This window comes from Acetonema longum DSM 6540 (assembly GCF_000219125.1).
Lineage (GTDB): Bacteria > Bacillota > Negativicutes > Sporomusales > Acetonemataceae > Acetonema > Acetonema longum.
This window is the reverse complement of sequence record NZ_AFGF01000012.1, coordinates 18,828-40,661: the sequence shown is the minus strand read 5'-3', so window position 1 is coordinate 40,661 and position 21,834 is coordinate 18,828. Positions and strand designations below refer to the sequence as shown.

Genomic DNA, 21,834 nt, shown 5'->3' with positions numbered 1-21,834 from the left:
TCTAGCAGCGTTTTTCCGATCCATGCAGTATGCGTTTGATGATTTGCGCATTATCGCCTGCGAAACCAGGCTCAAGCATGGCGCTGTGCGGCCCAAATCCGTTATGCTGCGTAAATTTCCCGCTGGTTTGCCGCGCCCATTCTTCCGCAATATCCTGTTGGTGGTTATACGTATCGGTAGAGCATATATGGTGTATGTCGGCTGTAATTTTATCTCCATGAAGCAGAACCAGGCTATTCAAATAGGTTAGATACTGCATGGTCTTGCCTTGAATGAAGCTTTTCATATCGCTTCTTGCTTCCGGCGGCATATCCATATTTGCCGTAAAGGCATCGGCGCGCTCCAGCAGCATTTCCAGCACACCGTCTTCCTGCACCTTGATATACCGGCTGTCGATCAGGATGATCTCCACCTCGCGGCCCAGCTTTTCCAAGGTTCTCGCCACCTCCAGGGTCAATACCCCGCCGGCGGAGAAGCCGGCCAGTTTATAGGGCCCCTGGGGCTGTATGCGGATGATCGTGTCGGCGTATTCCTTAGCTTTGCCGTCGCCGTCGATGAGGTTGAAGCAATATAATGCATAGTCCTCCAGCTTGCCGGCAAGATGACCGTATATCAATCCCAGGGGCACGGCCGGCGGAAAGAAGAACAGCTTATCCGTATTGTCTTGATGCACGTTAAATTCGATATAGCTGCGGCGCATCTGTCCGGCGGCGTCCGGCAGCGCGGTATAGGCCGCAAGCTCTCTGATCGTCGGAGTTTTAAAGAATTGACCGTAGGGTATTTCTATGCCGAATTCCTTATGAATCCTGGCCACGAGAGTGATGGCCTTAATAGAATGACCGCCGAGCTCGAAAAAGCTGTCTTCGATTCCGACCTTTTCCATACCCAGAATATCCTGCCACAGGACCGCCATCTTCTCTTCCGCTTCATTCCGGGGAGCTGCATATTCGGCTCTGCCGCTGCCTCCGTCGGGCTCGGGCAGCGCACGCCGGTCTATTTTGCCGTTGGGCGTCAGTGGCATTTTCTCCAGCTGAACTAAAAAGGCCGGAATCATATAATCGGGCAGCGCATGGGATAAGTGCCCGCGCAGCTCGGCTGCGCCCAGTTCCTGTCCGGCGGTAAAATAGGCGCACAGGTATTTTTCGGCGGTGGTGTCGCCTTTGGCGATTACGGTGGCTTCTTTTATGGCCGGGTGTTTTAGGAGTTCGGCTTCGATTTCTCCCAGTTCGATCCGGAAGCCCCGGATTTTTACCTGGTGGTCGATGCGTCCCAGGAATTCTATGTTCCCGTCGGGCAGCCATCGGGCCAGATCGCCGGTGCGGTACATTTTTTCTCCCGGCAGGAAGGGGTTGGGTACAAATTTTTCTGCGGTCAGTTCCGGCCGATACAGATAGCCCCAGGCTAGGCCGTCGCCCGCAATGCACAGCTCTCCCGGGATGCCGACGGGCTGCAGCTGGCCGGCTTTCCCCAGGATATAAATAGAAGTGTTGGCGATGGGAGCTCCGATCGGTATGCTAATTTCGCTTTCCGCCAGCTGATTGACGGCGTAAGCGGTGGCGAATACGGTGGTTTCGGTGGGGCCGTAGACGTGGATGATTTTGCCGCCGCCTAAGTAGTTGAAGGCTTTGCGCACATGGCTGACCGAGACCATTTCGCCCCCGAACAGCACTTTTCGGATATTTCGGAAGCAGTCAATATCAATGTCGACCAGTGTATTGAACAGGGCGGTGGTGATAAAGAAGACGGTTACCCTTTCCTGCTCGATGATCCGGGGCAGCCGGGCGATGTCCAGTACGCCGATCCGGTCCACCAGGACGAGTTTGGCTCCGTTGAGCAGAGCGCCGTAGATGTCGAAGACCGAGCCGTCAAAAGCGTAGTTGGATAGCTGCAGCAATACGTCCCGGCCGGTAATTTCGATATAGTTTGTATTTTTGACGACGCGGACGACGTTATAATGCATGGTGAGATTGCCTTTGGGCTTGCCGGTTGAGCCGGAGGTGTAGATGACATAGGCTAAATCCTGCGCGGTGTTGACACGGGGCAAATTGGCGCAGCTGCCCCGATAGAGGGCGGGATCATCGATGTCCAGGATTTCTCCCTTAAAAAGGTTGGCGGCAGCCAGACGCGGCTGGGTGATCAGGAGGGCGGCGCTGCTGTCCTGGAGCATGTAGCCGATGCGTTCCTCCGGGTATTCCGGGTCGATCGGCAAGTAGGCGCCGCCAGCCTTTAAGATGCCCAGGATGCCGATGATCATCTCGGGGGAGCGTTCCACCATGATGCCGACGATGCGGTTGGGGGTTACTCCTTTGGCCCGCAATGCGCCGGCCAGCTGGTTGGCTTTGTGGTTCAGCTCCTGGTAACTGAGCTGCTGCCCGTTGAATACGACGGCCGTCTGTTTTGGATGTGCTGCCGCCTGTTCCTCGAACAGTTCCTGGAGGGTCTTGTCTTTGGGGTAAGCCGTCGCTGTATTGTTAAAATCCACGAGGATCTGCCTTTTTTCTTCCCCGGACATCATGTCAATGTCTCCCAGCCTGATTTGGGGCTGCCTGAGTACACTGCCGAGGATATTGGCAAAGTGCTCTCCCAACCGCCGCATCGTCTCCCGGCTGAACAGCCTGGTATAGTATTCCAGCGTAAACTGCAGCTTGTTGTCTCTTTCTACGGCCAGCAGGGTAAGATCAAATTTAGCGATTTTGTTTTCAAACGGATACGGGGAGAAGTGCAGGTCATTCACCGCCAGTGCGGCCATATCCATGTTCTGCAGGGCAAACATAGTGTCAAACAGGGGATTCCTGCTTACATTGCGGGGAATATCCAGTGTTTCCACCAGTTCTTCAAACTGATAATCCTGGTGTTCAAAGGCCTGCAGCACATTTTCCCTCAGCTCGCCTAAAAATTCCAGGAAGCTTTTGTCCTGTGCCGGATAATTGCGCATCGCCAGGGTGTTGACAAACATACCGACAACCTGCTCCAAATCCGCGTGCGGTCTTCCCGCAATGGGCGAACCGACAATGATGTCCTCCTGGCCGGTGTATTTCGACAATAAGATATTGTAGGCCGCCAACAGCACCATGTAAGGGGTCGTACCGGTTTGGCCGGCCAGTTTGTTTACCGCTGCGGTTAACTGCTCTCCGATTTCGAACTGCAGATGATCCCCGGTAAAGCTTCTCACCGGCGGCCGCGGATAATCGGCGGGCAGATCCAGTACCGGCAGTTCTCCTCCCAGTGTGTCCAGCCAGTATTGCTCCCGCTGTTTAAAGGCTCCCCCTTGCCGCAGCTTGTGCTGCCAGGCCGAGAAATCCTTGTACTGGACCCTGAGTCCCGGCAGTTCCTGCCCTTCATAGAAGCCGGCCAGTTCCTTGACCAAGATGCCCATGGACACGCCGTCGGAGATGATATGATGCATATCAAACAACAGCACATGGCTGTTTTCCGCCGTTTCTACCAGACCGACCCTGAGCAGCGGCGCCTGGCCCAGGTCAAAGGGGCGCACAAAGGCGCGGATGATTTCCGGTATGGCTTTGGCAGACGCCCGGCGATAATCGACGGCAAAATCAATTTCCTTGTGAACCCTTTGCACCGGTTCCCCGGCTGCTACTTCAAAGGAGGTCCGCAAGGTTTCATGGCGCTGAATGAGCTTTTGCACGGCCGCCGCCAGCCGGTTCCGGTCCAAGCCGCCTTCTACTTTCAGGACCGCCGGCATGTTGTAGGCCGTATCGCTCTGATCAAACCGGTTCAGGACAAACATGCGCTTTTGCGCGGAGGATACCGGATAATAGGCTTGCTCCATGACCGGTTCGATGTCTGCAAAGCCTTTTTGTCCCGTCGTTCCGATCGTTTTGGCCAATTCTTTGATGGTGGGGGATTTAAATACTTCCCGCAGCGGCACTTCCGCTCCCAATTCCTTGTGAATCCGGGCGACAAGGGTGATCGCCTTCAGGGAATGGCCGCCCAGGTCAAAGAAGCTGTCTTCGGTTCCAATCTGTTCGATGCCCAAAACCGCTTGCCAAATTTCGGCCAGTTTGCTTTCCGTTTCATTCGCCGGCGCTATGTACCCGGCGCCGGTGCTGATACGCCCTTCCGGCTTAGGCAGCGCCTTTCTGTCCACTTTGCCGTTTGGCGTTAACGGCATGTTGGGCAGCTGCAGGAAATAGGCCGGAATCATGTAATCCGGCAATGTCTTCGCCGCCTGCTGCCGCAAATCCGCCGGGGTAAGCTCCTGCTCGGCGGTGAAGTAGGCGCAGAGATATTTGTGGCCGCTGCCGTCCTCCTGCGCCGTGACTACCGTTTCTTTGACGGCCGGATGCTGCAGCAGCTCGGCCTCGATTTCTCCCAGTTCGATGCGGAAGCCGCGGATTTTGACCTGGTGGTCGATACGACCCAGAAACTCAATATTGCCGTCCGACAGCCATCTTGCCAAATCCCCCGTCCGGTACATCCTTTCCCCGGGCAGGAACGGATTGTCGACAAATTTCTCCGCCGTCAGCTCCGGCCTGTTCAGATACCCTGCGGCCAGGCCGTCGCCGGCGATGCAAAGCTCTCCGGCCACGCCGACGGGCTGCAGCTTATTATGGCGGTCCACAATATACATACGCGTATTGTCAAGGGGCCTGCCGATCGGAATCATTTCACCCGCTTTTTCCGGTGAGCACTCAAAATAGGACGCATCCACCGTTGCTTCCGTCGGGCCGTATTGATTGATCAGCCGCACCTCGTTACCCAATACCTGGTAAACCTGATCCACCTGTGCCCGGGTCAATGCTTCTCCGCCCACGAATACCCTGCGCAATCCGGATAACTTGGCTTGCATGGCCCGCTCTGCCGCATAGTCCAAAAACACATGCAGTAAAGAAGGCACAAACTGTATCGTTGTTACCTTCTGTTCATGAATCGTCCTGATTATTTCCCCGGGGTCCTTTTCACCTTCCGGCTTCAACAGGCAGACTTTGGCGCCGGCTGTCGCCCACCACAGCAATTCCCATACCGATGCGTCAAACGCAAAGGACGTTCTTTGCAGGATGATATCGCTTTCCGCCAGGGGATATTGTTTCTGCAGCCAGTTGAATAAATTGACCGCCGAGTGGTGCTTAATCATCACTCCCTTGGGATTGCCCGTCGAGCCTGAGGTATAGATCACATAAGCCAAATCCTGCGCGCTATTTACCCTGTCTAAATTGGCAGCCTCACCCTGATATAGCCCCTGATGATCCAAATCCAGCGTTTCGCCTTTAAAGGCCGGTGTATCCAGGAAACGGTTCTGCGTTAATAAAATACCGGCCCCGCTGTTCTCCAGCATATAGGCGACTCTTTCCTGCGGGTAATCCGGATTGACCGGCAGATAGGCCCCGCCGGCCTTCAGGATTGCCATGATCCCAACGACCATTTCCAACGAGCGGTCGGTCATAATGCCGACGATGCTGTTGGCTTTGACTCCTTTATCCTTCAATACCCTTGCCAGCTGGTTGGCTTTTTGGTTCAGCGTTTGATAGCTGAGCTGCTGTTCTTCCAGTATGACGGCTATGCGATCCGGATGCCGGGCCGCTTGCGCTTCAAACAGCTCCTGAATCGTCTTATCCTGCGGATAAGGGGCTTCCGTACTGTTAAAATCGATGAGAATCTGTTGTTTCTCATCCGCGGACAAAAGCTCGATATCAGCCAGTTTGGCCTGCGGCGCGGCGACGATGCTTTTTACGATATTGACAAAATGCCGGGCCAGCCGGGCCGCCGTGTCCTTGTGGAATAACCTGGTATAGTATTCCAGCCGGAAGACCAACCCGCGCTCTGTTTCCGTCGCTTGCAGGCTGAGATCGAATTTGGCGGCTTTGTTTTCAAATTCGTAGGGGCAGAGTTTCAGGTCCTCCAGCGCCAGGGCCGCCATATCAAGATTCTGCAGGGAAAACATGGTGTCAAACAGCGAATTTCGGCTTAAATCCCGTGTGATATCCAGCTTGTCCACCAGTTCTTCGAAGGGATAATCCTGGTGTTCAAAGGCCTGCAGCGCACTGGCCCTGACTTCCGCCAGATATTCCAGGAAGCTTTTGTTCCCCGCCGGATAATTGCGCATGGCCAGCGTATTGACAAACATGCCGACGATGTTTTCCATATCCGCGTGGGGTCTTCCCGTAATCGGCGACCCTACGATGATGTCTTCCTGCCCGGTGTATTTCGACAGTAAAACGTTATAAACCGCCAGCAGCACCATGTAGGGAGTCGCGCCATGCTGACCGGCCAGGCTCTTTAAGGCCCCGGTCAATTCTTCCCCCAGTTCAAACCGCAGGCTGTCTCCCTCGAAGCTTCTGACCGGCGGCCGCGGATAATCGGCGGGCAGATTCAGCACCGGCAGTTCTCCTGCAAAGGTGCTCAGCCAGTATTGTTCCTGCCGTTTAAACCCTTCGGTCTGCTGCGCCTGGCGCTGCCATGCGGAAAAATCCTTGTATTGGATTCTGAGCGTCGGCAAGGCTTCGCCTGCGTATAATTGGGCCAGTTCTTTGACCAGAATGCCCACAGACACCCCGTCGGATATAATATGGTGCATATCAAACAAGACGACGTGATTGTCTTTGCTTATTTCTACCAGGCTGACCCGGAAAAGCGGCGCCGCGCCCAGATCAAAGGGACGGATGAAGGCCTTGATGATCCCCGGTATTTCTGCTTCAGACGCCTGGCGATAGCCGACGGCAAAATCGATCTCTTTATGGACCCGTTGTACCGGCTCCCCTTCCACCACCGCAAAGGAGGTCCGCAAGGTCTCATGCCGCGCAATGAGCTTCTGCAGCGCCTCCGTCAGCCGTTGCCGGTCCAGCCGGCCTTCCGCCTGGAATACCGCCGGCATATTATAGGCCGTGTCATTTTCAAATTGATTCAGGATAAACATTCTCTTTTGCGCCGACGATACCGGATAGGCTGCCTGTTCCTCTACGGGCTTGATGTCCGCATAACCGGACTGCCCCGCGCTTTCCATGAATTTGAGCAGTTCTTTCACGGTCTGGGTCCGGAAGATTTCCTGCAGGGGCACTTCTACGCCGAATTCCTTCTGGATCCTGGAGACCAGGGTAATCGCCTTGAGGGAATGGCCGCCCAGATCAAAGAAATTGTCTTCCAGCCCCACCTGTTCCACCTTTAATACCTGCCGCCACAATCCGGCCAGCTTTACCTCGGCTTCGCTCACGGGCGCCGCGTACGCCGCGCCCGCGCCGGCCCTGCCTTCCGGCTGGGGCAGCGAACCTCTGTCCACCTTGCCGTTTGGCGTCAGCGGTATTTTGTCCAGCTGCATAAAGTAAGCCGGAATCATATAGTCGGGCAGCGTCCGGGCCAAATGCTGCCGCAGCCCGTCCACGGCCAGCTCCTGCTCCGCCGCATAATAGGCGCATAAATATTTGCCGGCGGAGGTGTCCTCTTTAATAATGACCGCCGCTTCCTTCACCGAAGGGTATTTTAACAGCTCAGCTTCAATCTCTCCCAGTTCGATGCGGAAACCGCGGATCTTCACCTGCTGGTCGATGCGTCCCAGAAACTCAATATTACCGTCCGGCAGCCACCTTGCCAAATCGCCTGTCCGGTACATCCGCGCCCCCGGTTGGAACGGGTTGGCGACAAATTTTTCCGCCGTCAGTTCCGGCCGGTTTAAATACCCTTTGGCCAGGCAGTCGCCGGCCACGCAAATTTCGCCGGCCACGCCAACCGGCTGCAGCTGATTGTTTCTGTCCAGGATATAAATGGTTGTGTTGTCCAGGGGCTTGCCGATGGTCGGCAGCACGTCCCGGGGCGCATCGGGGCAAACGGCCGTGCCGGTCACAACCACTGTGGTTTCGGTCGGGCCATAGTGATTCATCAGTACGAAGGGCAGCCCCGGAGCAGGCCGGCAATGCAGCTTGTCCCCGCCTGTCAGCATTACCCGCAGCGGAATGTCGGCCGGCCACGGTTCCGCCAGCAAAGCCTCCGCCCAGGGTGTCGGCAGAAAACTGACGGTAATCGCGTTTTCTTTCAGCCACTGGATCAGGCCGACGGTTGACGACCGGGCTTCCTGATTGGGAATGTAGATCCCGGCGCCGGCGGAAAGGTAGGGCCATATCTCCCAGACCGAAGCGTCGAAAGCCGGCCCGGCCAGTTTGGTAGTCCTGTCCGCAGGGGTTATGCCATAGGCGTGGCAGTGCCAGTGAATGAAATTGTTCAGGCTGGCGTGCTGTATCTCGACCCCCTTGGGTTTCCCGGTCGAACCGGAGGTATAAATGACATAGGCTAAATCCGCCGCCGTATTTTCACGGGGAAGATTCAGATCATCGCCCTGAAACAGCGCCGGATCTTCCAACTCGAGGGTCTCTCCCGAAAAGGACACTTTGCTGGCAAGATGCCGCTGCGCTAACAGGATAGCCGCGTCGCTGTCTTCCAGCATGTAGCTGATCCGGTCTCCCGGATATACCGGATCGATGGGCAGATACGCCCCGCCGGCCTTGGCGATTCCCATAATGCCGATGATCATTTCCGGCGACTGTTCCGCCAGGACGCCGACAATATGGTTGGCTTTTACGCCTTTTTTACGCAGTACGCGCGCCAGCTGATTGGCCTTGCTGTTCAGCTCCCGATAGGTGAGACGCCGCTCTTCAAAGGCCACGGCGATATTGTCAGGCTGCCGCACCGCCTGGATCTCAAAGAAACGGGAAGCCGTCCGCGTCTGGGGATAGAGGGTTTTCGTATTGTTAAAGCCATCGAGTATCTGCCTTTTTTCCTCTGCCGTCATCATTTCAAATTCCGCCAGCCTGCCCAACGGATTGGCAGCGATACCTGCCAGTACATTGACAAAATGACCGGCCAGTCTTTGGACCGTTTCCCGTTTCAATATTTTAGTGTAGTATTCCAGCGTAAATTCCAGGCGGTTGTTTCTTTCTAATATTTGGAAAATCAGATCGAATTTGGCGATTTTATTAGTCAATTCATAGGGCGAAAACTGCAGGCCGCCCATCGCCAACTCCGCCGCGTCCATGTTCTGTAACGCGAACATAGTGTCAAACAGCGGATTCCGGCTCATATCCCGCGGAATGTTCAGCTTGTCCACCAGTTCTTCGAATTGATATTCCTGATGCTGATAAGCCTGCAGGGCATTGGCTTTGACCTCCGCCAGAAACTCCCGGAAGCTTTTATCCGCTGCCGGATAATTGCGCATGGCCAGCGTATTGACAAACATGCCTACAATATTTTCCAAATCGGCGTGCGGCCTTCCCGCAATAGGCGAACCGACAACGATGTCTTCCTGGCCGGTATATTTCAACAGCAGGACGTTATAGGCCGCCAGCAGCACCATGTAAAGCGTCGCGCCGCTTTGTCCGGCCAGCCTGTTTAACGCCTCCGTCAATTCCTCCCCGACGGTAAACTGCAGGCGGTCTCCTTCAAAGCTGCGCACCGGCGGCCGCGGATAATCAGTGGGCAGGTCCAGCGCGGGAAGCTCTCCCGCAAAGGTATCCAGCCAGTATTTTTCCTGCTGTTCCATGCCTTTTTCCTGTTGCACATGGTTTTGCCAAACCGAAAAATCCTTATATTGAATCCTAAGTGCCGGCAGATTCTTACCCTCATACAGGGCGGCCAGTTCTTTTACCAGGATGCCGGCAGATACCCCGTCGGATATGATATGGTGCATGTCAAATAACAGCACATGGCTGGTTTCGCCTGTTTCGATCACGCTTACCCGGAACAGCGGGGCCTGGCCTAAATCAAAGGGGCGGATAAACGCCTGGATCATAGCCGGCACCATTTCCGGCGCAGCCTGGCAATAATCAATCGTGAAATCTATTTCTTTATGCACTGTTTGCACCGGTTCCCCGGCGGCCAATGCAAAAGAAGTCCGCAGGGTTTCATGCCTGGCCATCAGTTTTCGGCATGCTTCCTCCAGCCGTTTTTTATCCAGGGAACCCTCGGCCTGCAGGGCGGACGGCATGTTATAGGCCGTTTCATTATTGTCGAACCGGCTCAGTACATACAATCGCTTTTGAGCCGCCGACAGCGGGTAGTATTCCTGTTCCGGCGCCGGCTCGATAGCCGTAAAGTCATGCTGCGCGGCCCCGCCAGCCAGTTTCGCCAGCTCGCTGATGGTGGGAGCGCTGAACACCGCCTGCAGCGGCACTTCCACCCCGAATTCTTTATGGATTTTGGCGACAAGGGTGATCATTTTTAACGAATGCCCGCCCAAATCAAAGAAGTTATCGTGAATCCCCACCTGCCCGATGCCTAAAACCTGCCGCCATATCCGGGCCAGCTTTTCTTCCGCCTCGTTCCGCGGGGCGATGTACGCCGCCCCGGTATTACTTCTTCCTTCCGGCTCCGGCAAGGCTTTGCGGTCTATTTTCCCGCTGGCGGTTAACGGCATCCTGTCAAGCTGCACAAAGTACGCGGGAATCATGTAGTCAGGCAGTTCTTTCGCCAGCAGTTCCCTCAGCTGGATCACGGCCAGCGGCTGCCCGGCTGCGAAATAGGCGCACAAATACTTGCCGGTGGCTGCCTCTTCTCTGGCAACGACGACGGCCTCTTTGACAGCCGGATGCTTTAACAGCTCGGTTTCGATTTCGCCCAGTTCAATGCGGAAGCCCCGGATTTTTACCTGGTGATCGATTCGGCCCAGATATTCAACATTGCCGTCCGGCAGCCATCGTGCCAGATCGCCCGTCCGGTACATCCGCTCCCCGGACCGGAAAGGATGCGGCGCAAATTTCTCCGCCGTCAGTTCCGGCCGGTTTAAATAGCCCCTGGCCAAACCGCCGCCGGCAATGCACAGTTCGCCGGCGACTCCGGCCGGCTGCAGCTGATTGTTCTTGTCTAGGACATAAAGCTGCAGATTGCCGAGGGGCTTGCCTATCGGAACGACGGCAAGCGCTTGATCCGGGGGGCAGTCAAAATAGGACGCATATACGGTTGTCTCGGTCGGGCCGTATAAATTAATGAGCTCGGCCTGGAAATCCTTGTTCCGCAGCCTGTTGAACCGTTCCACCTGATAGAGCTGCAGCGCTTCCCCGGCGGCGAATACCCTGCGCAAACTGGCTAATGCCGCGAGATTGTCCTTTCCTTCCATATAATCCAGGAAGGCGCTTAGTAAGGAAGGCACAAAATCAACGGCTGTGATCCTGTGCCGTTCAATCGTCCGGATCATCTCCGGCACATCTTTTTCCCCGCCCGGTTTCAGCATATACACCTTGGCGCCGGTGAACGCCCAGGCAAACAGCTCCCATACCGATACGTCGAAGGTAAAGGGCGTTTTTTGCAGGATCACATCGTCTTTCGTCAGCGGATATTTCTGCTGCATCCACAGCAGCAAATTGATCACCGATTGCTGCTCGATCATGACCCCCTTGGGCCTGCCGGTCGATCCGGAGGTATAGATGACATAGGCTAAGTCCCGGGAAGTGTGTTCGGTAGCCAGGTTTGCCCCGTCTCCCTGGTAGAGGCCCGGGTCCTCCAAATCGAGGGTATGCCCGTTAAAGGCGATTTCATGCAGCCACCGCAGCTGGGTTAATACAATCTCCGTGCCGCTGTCCTCCAGCATATAGCTGATGCGGTCCCACGGATACTGCGGATCCAGCGGCAGGTACGCCCCGCCGGCTTTCAAAACTCCCATAATCCCGATGATCATTTCCAGCGAGCGTTCCGCCATGATGCCCACGGTCCGGTTGGCGGCCACCCCTTTTTCCCGCAGCGCCCTGGCCAGCTGGTTTGCTTTCCGGTTAAGCTCCCGAAAGCTAAGCGCCTGCTCGGCAAACAGCACGGCGGCGTCATCCGGGCTTTTCTCCACCTGCGCCTCAAAGAGGTCCTTGATGGTCTTGTCCTGCGGGCAGGCCATCTGCGTGTCATTAAAGTCATAGAGAATCTGCCGCTTTTCCGCCTCGGTCAGTATGTCGATATCCCCGACCGGTATATCGGCCTGGCGGAGCACCGCCCGTATGGCCGAGTTTATATGCTGCGCCAGCCGGCTGATAAAACCGGCGTCATACACCAGGGCATTATAGCTGAATTTGATGGTCAGTTCTTTGCCGGGACCAACCAGAATATTAAAATCATAGCTGGTCTGTTCAAACGCCTCCGTGGCTTCAATCCGGAAGCCGAATTTCTCCTCCTGCTGCGTGTTCAGTACTTCCTCCATCGGATAGTTCTCGAAAACGAGGATATGATCCAGCAGGGCGCCTTTTAAATCCGTTTTCGCCTGTATGTCCGCCAGCGGATAATAGCTGTGCCGCTCCGATTCCACGACCGCCTGCTGCACTTCGCGCAATAATTCGGTAAACCGCTTTCTCCCGCCGCCTTTGATCCGTACCGGCAGCGTATTGATAAACAAGCCGACCATGCTTTCGATGCCCGGTATCTCATGCGGCCTGCCGGATACGACCGCGCCGAACACGACGTCGTCCGTATTGTTGTACCGCTGCAGCAGGATCCCCCAGATGGCCTGCATAACCGTATTCAGCGTTACATTGTTTTGCCGTGCAATATTCTCAATGCCTTGGGTCGTCGCCGCGTCGACCCGGAAAGAAAGCTCGGCCAGCTCGTATTGGCCGCCGGCGGACAGTCCGTTCCTTTTGGGAAGCGTTGCCTGCTCCTCATAATCGCCTACGTATTTTCCCCAGTACGCGGCGGCCTCGCTGGGATCCTGTTCCGCCAGCCATTTGATATAATCGCTGTAGGGATATACCCTTTTTAAATCCGGTTCCCTGTTTTCCCTCAGGGCGGTATAAATCGACAGAAAATCATGCAGGATAATGCCCAGGCACCAGCCGTCCGTAACTATATGATGGAAGCTCCATACCAGCTTGTACCGTTCGCTGTCCTGCTTAATCACGCTGATTCGCATCAGAAGGTCTTTGCGTAAATCAAAGCCTTTCTTTTTGTCGTTCCTGGTAAAGGCCTGGATAAACTCCTGCTGCGCTTCCGCCGGCAAATGCCCAATATCCTCAACCTGGATGGACGTCTTGCGCTCCCTCAGCACAACCTGGACCGGCTTTTCCACTTTTTCGTAGGCAAAAACCGTCCGCAATACATCATAGCGGGCAATAAGCCGGTTAAGGCTCTCTTCCAGCAGCGGTATATCCAGGACGCCTTTGATGGACAGCACATGCTGTTCAAAGTACGCGCTGGCTTCATCATGCAGCAATGAATGGTACAGCATTCCTTCCTGCATGGGAGACAATAAGTATATATCTTTTATTTTCTTTTCATTTTGCTTTTTGCCATTACTCATACTCATTCATGCACAACCTCCCAACCATTATTTGCTTCACCGGTCAGTCGATATCACTGAATTGCTCCTCTAGATCTTCCAGCCCCTCGATGCTGATCCCCTTTAAGGTAAAATCGCTTGGCGTCAGCTCAGTAAAGTCAGCCTCCGCGCAGTGATCGATCACGTCCGTCAGGTTTTGCCGCAGCTTTTCGGCCACGGCCAGCATCGTTTCCTGCCGGTATTCCTGCTTATTATAGATAAGGGTTAACTGCAGCCTGCCCCTGGCCACCATGCCGTTGATATCAATCGCATGGGGACTCTCCAGCTGATCGGACACGGATTTTCCCGCCGAAAGCTCCGACAGGCCGAAGCCCCCGTCGGCAGCCTCCGCATCAAACTGTCCGAGATAATTGAAGCTGATCTCGGGCGCCAGGCTAAAGTGCAGCGCCGCTTTATGCCCGGGCGAGGTCAGGTACTTCAGAATGCCGTAGCCGATACCTTTATGGGGAATCTGCCGCAGGCTTTCCTTTACGGATTTTATCCGGTAGGCCAGATCCCTGTCGCCACGCATGTCCAGCATTACCGGGTATTGGGCGGTGAACCACCCGACCGTCCGCGATATGTCAATATCCTTGATAATTCCTTCCCGGCCGTGTCCTTCCAGATGGATCAGCACCAGGCCGTCCCCGGCCCATTGGCTGATCGCAAGCCCCAGCGCCGTAAGCAGGATATCATTGATTTCGGTGTTATAGGCAATATTTACCTGTTTTAGCAATGTTTCCGTTTCCGCCTCGGTTAATTCCATCACAACCTGCCCGCTGTCTTTGCCGCTTCTTTGGGCAATCCGCCGGTCTTTCGGCAGCGGTTTCACCTCCGCCGCTTCCAGCTCCGCCCAATACTCCGCCTCGCTCAGCAATTGCGGGCTGTTGGCATAAGCGGCTAATTTTTCCGACCATTCCCGGAATGAATTGGTTTTATCCGGCAATTGGATGGCTTCATGGCGGAGAGCCTGTGTGTACCCGTCGGCAAAATCCTGCAGGATAATTCGCCAGGATACCCCGTCCACCGCCAGATGATGGATCACCAGCAGCAGATGGTCCCCGTCCTTTGTCTGGAACAGTCCCGCTTTAACCAGAGGGCCATGGCAAAGATCGATGCCGGCCTGAATCTCATCCGCTTTTTGGGCGATGATTTCCCGGTAATGCTCATGGCACCGTAAATCCGCCACTTCCAAGCTGTACAAGTCTCCCGTCAGTCCGCGGTTAAACAGGCCGGTCCGGCCTTTCTCCTCCGAAACGACCAAGCGCAGCGCGTCATGATGCTCCGTCAGCTTTGCCAGTACCTTTCCGACAGCGGCGGCGTCAAATCCGTCCTGATGATAGAGCATGACCGCCTGGTTATAATGGTGTTTGTCGCTGAAGCTTTGCTCAAACAGCTTGCACTGGATCGGCGTAAGTCCCACAGGCCCCTCGACGATTCCCTGGTCAACCTGCCGGATTGCTGTTTTTACGTGACCGCTCAGTTCTTCAATGACCGGATAGGAGAATAAATCGCGCATCTCCAGGCTTAAGCCGTAATGCTTCAGGCGCGACAATACCTGGATGCCCTTGATCGAATCGCCCCCGAGGCTGAAGAAGTTATCGCCGACCCCTACTCTTTCTGTTTTTAAGACCTCCTGCCATACTTTGACCAGGATTTCTTCCGTCTCATTCGCGGCGCTTTTATACTCCACCCCGCTCCCGACGCTGCCGTCCGGTTCAGGCAGCGCCTTCCTGTCCAGTTTACCGTTGGCAGTCAGCGGCAGCTTGTCCAGCTGCCCAAAATAAGCCGGGATCATATAATCGGGCAAGGTTCCCGCCAAATACGAACGCAGCTCGGCCACAGTGGCCGCCTGCCCTGCGACGATGTAGGCGCAGAGATATTTAACGCCGTCGCCGTCCTCGCGGGCAAGGACCGCCGCCTCTTTTACGGCCGCATGCTTCAGCAGCTGCGCTTCGATCTCACCCAGCTCGATGCGGAAGCCCCGTATCTTTACCTGATGGTCGATGCGGCCAAGGAATTCAATCGCGCTGTCGGGCAGCCACCTGGCTAAATCACCGGTGCGGTACATCCGTTCACCGGCGAGGAACGGATTGTCCACAAACTTCTCGGCCGTCAGCTCCGGCCGGTTCAGATAGCCTCTGCCTACTCCCCGCCCGCCGATATATAGTTCTCCCACGGCATGAACCGGCAGCACCGCCAAATCCTTGCCTAAGATATATACCTGAACATTAGCCAGCGGCTTGCCGACGGGAATGACGGGAAACGCGCCGGTTTCATGCTCATTAACAGGCTGCACGGCAGCCACGTCGCAACACTCCGTCGGCCCGTAAACATTAGTCATGGCCATGCGCCCGCTGCCAAAGCGCTGCAGGAATTCCCGCGCCAGTCCGCCGGGAAGCGCCTCCCCGCCGATGAGGAATTCCTTCACCCGCAGCTCTGTCTCACCCGGTGAATCGCTATTCAGGATCCTGATATGCGCCGGCGTCCCATCAGAAAGATCAATGCTGTTTTTCCGGTAAAAATCCAGCAATCCGGCCCGGTCGTAGCGCAGCGATTCCGGCACAATGCATAAAGCATGACCGAATAAGAGGGCGGGAAAAATCTGTTTGACCGATGCGTCAAACACATACGGCGATAGCAGCGCCACATTCAGCGCCGCGCCATACTTGCGGTACACCGCATCCCTCAGGCCCCAGGCCAGATTCACCACATTGCGGTGTTCAATCATCACGCCTTTCGGCTGTCCGGTTGTGCCTGACGTATAGATTACATAAGCCAAATCGCCGGCTTGGCTCACCGCTTCCGGATGGAAAGCCGCTTCACCATCCGGAATCCCGTCCGCCAGATCTATTTTCTCAATCGGCAGGGCAAGCTTCGCCAGGAAGGGTTTTTGTGTAAGCAGGAGCTTCGCCCGGCTGTCCTCAAGCATATAAGTGATTCGGTCGGCGGCATACGTCGGGTCAATCGGCAGGTAGGCGCCGCCGGCCTTCAGGATTCCCATGATGGCGATGATCATTTCCAGGGAACGTTCGGTCATGATGCCAACGACACTGTTGGCCGTTACCCCTTTATTTCTCAGCAGCCCCGCCAGCCGGTCGGCTTTTTCGTTTAATTCCCGGTAGGTTAACCGCTGATTTTCAAAAACCACCGCCGTATTATCAGGCGTCTGATGGACCTGTTCCTCAAAGAGCTGCTGGATGGTCTGATCCTGAGGATAGGCAGCCGCCGTGCGGTTGAATTCCCCCAGGATCCGGCTGCGCTCACCGGCTGCCAGTATATCTATTTCAGCCAGTTTAACGCGGGGGTTGCCGGTCACGGCCTGAAAATAATGAAACAGGTGGCTGACCACCTGTTCCATCATTTGCTGCGTGTATAGGTTCGCATTATACTCCACCGTAACCGCTATCACTCTGCCCGTCAGCAAAAAAGAAAACATCGTGGCGATTTCCTGCGGGTCAATCAGCTTCTTTTCATGAATATTTTCCAGTAATACGACGGTTTGAAATAAAGAATTTCCACTGTCGGCGGCGCACAAAGCCAATTGCTCGTAAATCTTGTCCAGAGGGTAGTTCTGATAACGGTCGGCTTCCAGGATCACGTTTTTTATCGACAATAACCACTCGCCAAAGGTCTGCTCCCTATCGAAACCGCTTCGTAACGGCAAAACAGCATTAAAGTATTCCGCCTCGCCGCCTTCGCCTTCTTGCTGAAAGACAGGCATGCCCACGAAAAGATCATTGCTGCCCGTGTATCTGTGCAACAGGTATTTTATGCCGGATAATAAAATCATATAAATTGCCTGTTCCGATCCGTTGCCCAAATGAACGATCTTATCGGATATTTCCCCGGGCATGATGCATTTTACCGTCGCCGGTGCATATTGCCGGTGATCCGGATAGCGGTTGGCGGGAAAACCGTCGGTATGGATCTCATCACCCAGCTTATTGGTCCAGTACTCTTTTTCTTCGGTAAAATCGCCGCATGAGAGAATAACATTCCGGGAATGTTTGTCCAGTAACATGTCTGATTGCCCCCTCACTGTCTTTCCTTGCAGTTCCGCTTCTATATTTATAGATTAAAGCTCAGGTCCTGCTTGATTGCCTTGCGCTTGCTGTATTGCTCCGCCAGTGCGATCCTGTTCAGCACGATACCGCTGTCTTCCGTAATGGCCTGCAGGATTTTCACAAAGTCCTGCAGAATCCTGACGGCCGTTGCCGCTTTAAACAGCTTGGCGTCATAGGTCAGCATCAGCTCCAACCGGTTGTCTTTTTTCATAACCAGCAGATTGAGATCGAATTTAGCCGTCTTATTCTCAAATTCATAGGGGATAAAGGTTAAATCTCCTATCATCAGCTCTGCAATGTCGATATTCTGCAGTGAAAACAGCGCGTCAAACAAAGGATTCCTGCCGGCGTCCCGGGGTATCGCCAGTTTATTGACCAGTTCTTCAAACGGATACTCCTGGTGTTCAAAGGCTGCCAGCGCATTCTTGCCGACTTCATCCAGAAACTCCCGGAAGCTTTTGTGCCCCGCCGGATAGTTTCGCATCGCCAGGGTGTTGACGAACATGCCGGCTATATTCTCTAAATCGGCGTGCGGCCTGCCCGCGACCGGCGATCCCACAATAATGTCTTCCTGGCCGCTGTGCTTTGACAGGAGGATCGTATAGGCCGCCAGCAGCACCATATAGAGGGTTGTTCCGGTTTGCCCCGCGAGGTTGTGCAAGGCTGCCGTCACTTCTTCCCCGACGGTCTGTCTCAGCCGCTCTCCCGCCAGGCTCCGCGCCGAAGGCCTCGGGTAATCAAGCGGCATATTGAGTACCGGAAGATCGCCGTCAAAGGTTTGCAGCCAGTATTGTTCCTGTCTGCGAAACCCTCCCGTTTGCTGCAGATTGTTTTGCCAAACTGAGAAATCCTTGTATTGGATTCTGAGCTCCGGCAGCGGTTTATCGTCGTACAGGCACATTAATTCTCTCACAAGAATGCCCATGGTGACGCCGTCGGATGCAATATGATGCATGTCAAACAGTACCACATGCTTATGGTCGCTGATTTTAACCAGGCCCACCCGGAACAGCGGAGCCGCCTGCAGCACAAAGGGACGGATGAATTTTTTGATAACCGCCGGTATTGCTTCTTCCTTTGACCGCAGAAATTCCACGGTAAAGTTAACCTCTTCATGGATTTTTTGCACCAGCTCCCCGTCGGCCAGTTCAAAGGAAGTCCGTAAGATCTCGTGCCGGCGGACCAGTCCCTGCAAGGCTTCCGTAAAGCGTATCGTGTCCAAATCTCCCTCCACCCGGAAGGCTGCGGGCATGTTATAAGCCGTATCGCCGCTGTTCAGCTGGTTCAGGATAAACATCCTCCTTTGCGCCGACGATGCCGGATAGTATGCCTGCTCCGCCGCGGGGCTGATGGCCGTGTAGCCGCTTTGTCCCGCACCCTCGCAGTAGCGGGCCAGTTCTTTGATCGTCGGTCTTTCAAACACTTTCCGGAGCGGCACCTCCACGCCGAATTCCTTATGCAGCCTGGAGGCCAGGGTCACTGCCTTTAACGAATGCCCGCCCAGTTCAAAAAAGTTGTCTTCTATGCCTATGCCCGCTTTGGCTGTGCCCAGCACATCCTGCCAAATCCGGGCCATCCTTTGTTCCGTTTCAGTCCGGGGAGCAACATACGCGGTTCCCGTATGAAAGTCCCCTTCCGGCTCCGGCAGCGCTCTTCTGTCTATCTTTCCATTGGGGGTCAGCGGCATGTTGTCCAGCTGGATAAAGACCGCCGGGATCATATATTCCGGCAGCGCTTTGGCTAAATAGGCGCGCAGGTCCGCCACCGGCAGCTGTTCCGCCGGGACAAGATAGGCGCATAGATACTGATTGCCGGCCGGATCGCCCTTGGCGCTCACAACGGATTCCCTGACGGACGGATGCTTTAACAGCTCGGCTTCTATCTCGCCCAGTTCAATCCGGAAGCCGCGGATCTTTACCTGATGGTCGATGCGGCCTAAAAACTCGATATCTCCGTCAGGAAGCCAGCTTGCCAAATCGCCTGTCCGGTACATTTTCTCCCCCGGCAGGAAAGGGTTGGGCACAAACTTTTCCGCCGTCAGCTCCGGCCGGTTCAAGTAGCCCCTGGCCAGGCCGTCGCCGGAAATGCACAGTTCCCCCGGAGCGCCCACAGGCTGCAGCCGGTCGCAGGAATCCAGGATATAGATTTTTGTGTTGTCCACAGGGCGGCCGATGGTCGGCAGAACATCCTGCGGCGCAGCGGGATCAACCGCGGCCCAGGTCGTAACCACGGTGTTTTCGGTGGGGCCGTAATGATTCAGCAGAGTAAACGGCATTTTTTTGTCAGGCCGGCAGCGCAGCTTATCTCCGCCGGTCAGCAGCGCCCGCAAGGACATATCCTCAGGCCACTCCTCGGCAAGCAGCACTTCGGCCATCGGCGTCGGCATAAAGCTTACGCTGATCCGGTTGTCCTTCAGCCACTGAATGAGTCCGGTCACCGATGCCCGGGTTTCGCTGTCGGGAATATAAATGCCGGCGCCGGCGGTCAGATAGGGCCAAATCTCCCAGACCGAAGCGTCAAAGGCCTGACCGGCCAGCAATGTGCCCCTGTCCGCCGGCGTGATCTCATATACGCGCCGGTGCCAGCAGATGAGATTCACCAGGCTGGCGTGCCGTATTTCCACGCCCTTGGGTTTGCCGGTTGAGCCTGAGGTATAGATCACATAAGCCAAATCCTGCGGGGTATTTTGCCGGGGCAGATTGGAAGGATCACCCTGGTACAAATCCGGGTCATCTAAAGCGATGACCTCGCCGCTGAAATCGATTGCAGCGGCGAGATGCCGCTGCGTCAGGCAGATGCCTGCCCCGCTGTCCGCCAGCATATAGCTGATTCTTTCCGGCGGATATTCCGGGTCAATCGGCAGATACGCCCCGCCGGCCTTTACGATCGCCAGAATGCCGATGAGCAGTTCGGGCGATCGTTCCGCCAGTATCCCCACAATGCTGTTGGCCTGAACGCCCCTGTTCCACAGCAGCCGCGCCAGCTGATTGGCCCGTTCGTTCAGTTCCCGGCAGGTCAGCCGCCGCTCCTGATACACCGCCGCCGCGTTGTCAGGCGTCCGCGCCGCCTGCTCTTCAAACAGCTCCTGGACGGTCTTGTTTTTCGGATATTCCCGCTGGGTATGATTGAAATCATCTAAAAGCTGCCGGCGTTCTTCCGCCGTCAGTATATCGATATCTTTGATCATGAGATCAGGATTTCCGGTTACTCCCGCCAGCGCCGCCTTAAAATGCCCCGCCAGCTGCTCAATGAAGTCTCGCCGAAATGCGAGAGCATTGTAGCTGAATTTAACGCCTAATTCATTACCGGGAGCAATGACCACATTCAAGTCATAGTTGGTCTGCTCGAAGGCTTCCACGCCATCGATGGCAAAGCCCAATGCCGCGTCAGGCCCGGCATGCAGCACTTCTTCCATGGGATAGTTTTCAAAGGCCATGATATGGTCAAACAGGGCGCCTTTGACACCGCTCCCGGCCTGGATATCCGCCAGCGGGTAATAGCTGTATTGCTCCGATTCCACCGCCGCCTGCTGCACCTCGGCCAGCAATGCCGCAAACAGTTTGGTCCCGCCGCCTTTTATCCTCACCGGCAGCGTGTTGATAAACAGGCCGACGATGCTTTCCACGCCGGCGATTTCATGCGGCCTTCCCGATACGACCGCGCCGAACACCACGTCGTCCGTATTGGCATACCGCTGCAATACAATCCCCCATAATGTCTGGAGAACGGTATTTAATGTTACATGATTCTTTGCCGCGATATCCTCTAAGTTCTTATGCGTCCCAGCACCGATCTGAAATACGGCTTCCGCCGGCTGATACTCTCCCTGCCTGCGCAGCCCGCCATTTTTCGCCGGCAGGGCATGGGCCTCGCACCCGCCGGTGTATTCTTTCCAATAGGACGCCGCCGCTCCCTGGTCCTGGTCCTCAAGCCATTTAATATAGCCGCTGTACGGGTAGGCCTCGCTTAAACCGGGCGAACGGCCGTCTTTTAACGCCCCATAGATGGCAAAAAATTCTCTGAGGATAATTCCCATGCACCAGCCGTCCATAATAATATGGTGGAAGCTCCATATTAACTGATAGGCGTCTTCATTGATTTTTATCAGGGCAACCCGTAGCGGGATGTCTTTGGTTAAATCAAACCCCTTCGCCTTATCCCCGGACTTGTATGTGTCCACAAAGGCTGCTTTCTCCGGTTCACTCAGGCCGCTTACATCATGGTAGGCAATGCTGCCATCCCGTGTTTTCAAAACAACCTGCACCGGACTGCTGACTTTTTCGTAGACAAAAACAGTCCGGAAAACATCATGCCGTTCGATGAGTTTCCGGAAGCTGGCCTGCACCAGCTCCCGGTCCAGCTTTCCGTTAATAAAGAAGACGACCTGTTCAAAATACGCAGGGGACTGGCTATCCAGCAGCGCGTGGAAAAGCATGCCTTTCTGCATGGGGGACAGGGCAAATATTTTTTTGATATTCGCCTTTATGTCTCCCTGTTTATCAGGCTTGGACGGATGGTCCATCTTACATTACCTCC

3 protein-coding genes are annotated in these 21,834 nt (G+C 55.2%); all 3 read right to left on the bottom strand.

Going from position 1 to position 21,834, the window contains the following annotated elements:
• Position 1: 1 nt before the first annotated feature.
• From ALO_RS00885 to ALO_RS00875, 3 genes are read right to left on the bottom strand one after another with little or no spacing between them, the layout of a single operon-like run.
• On the bottom strand, positions 2-13,219 hold the full coding sequence (locus ALO_RS00885; RefSeq protein WP_004091854.1) for a non-ribosomal peptide synthetase: 13,218 nt from the start codon (positions 13,217-13,219) through the stop codon (positions 2-4).
• A gap of 37 nt (positions 13,220-13,256) precedes the next feature.
• Positions 13,257-17,255: a non-ribosomal peptide synthetase gene (locus ALO_RS00880; RefSeq protein ID WP_004091850.1), complete on the bottom strand. Its 3,999-nt coding sequence runs from the start codon at positions 17,253-17,255 to the stop codon at positions 13,257-13,259.
• A gap of 47 nt (positions 17,256-17,302) precedes the next feature.
• Positions 17,303-21,820, bottom strand: a complete 4,518-nt coding sequence (locus ALO_RS00875; protein WP_004091848.1) for a non-ribosomal peptide synthetase — start codon at positions 21,818-21,820, stop codon at positions 17,303-17,305.
• Between the last annotated feature and the right edge of the window lie 14 nt (positions 21,821-21,834).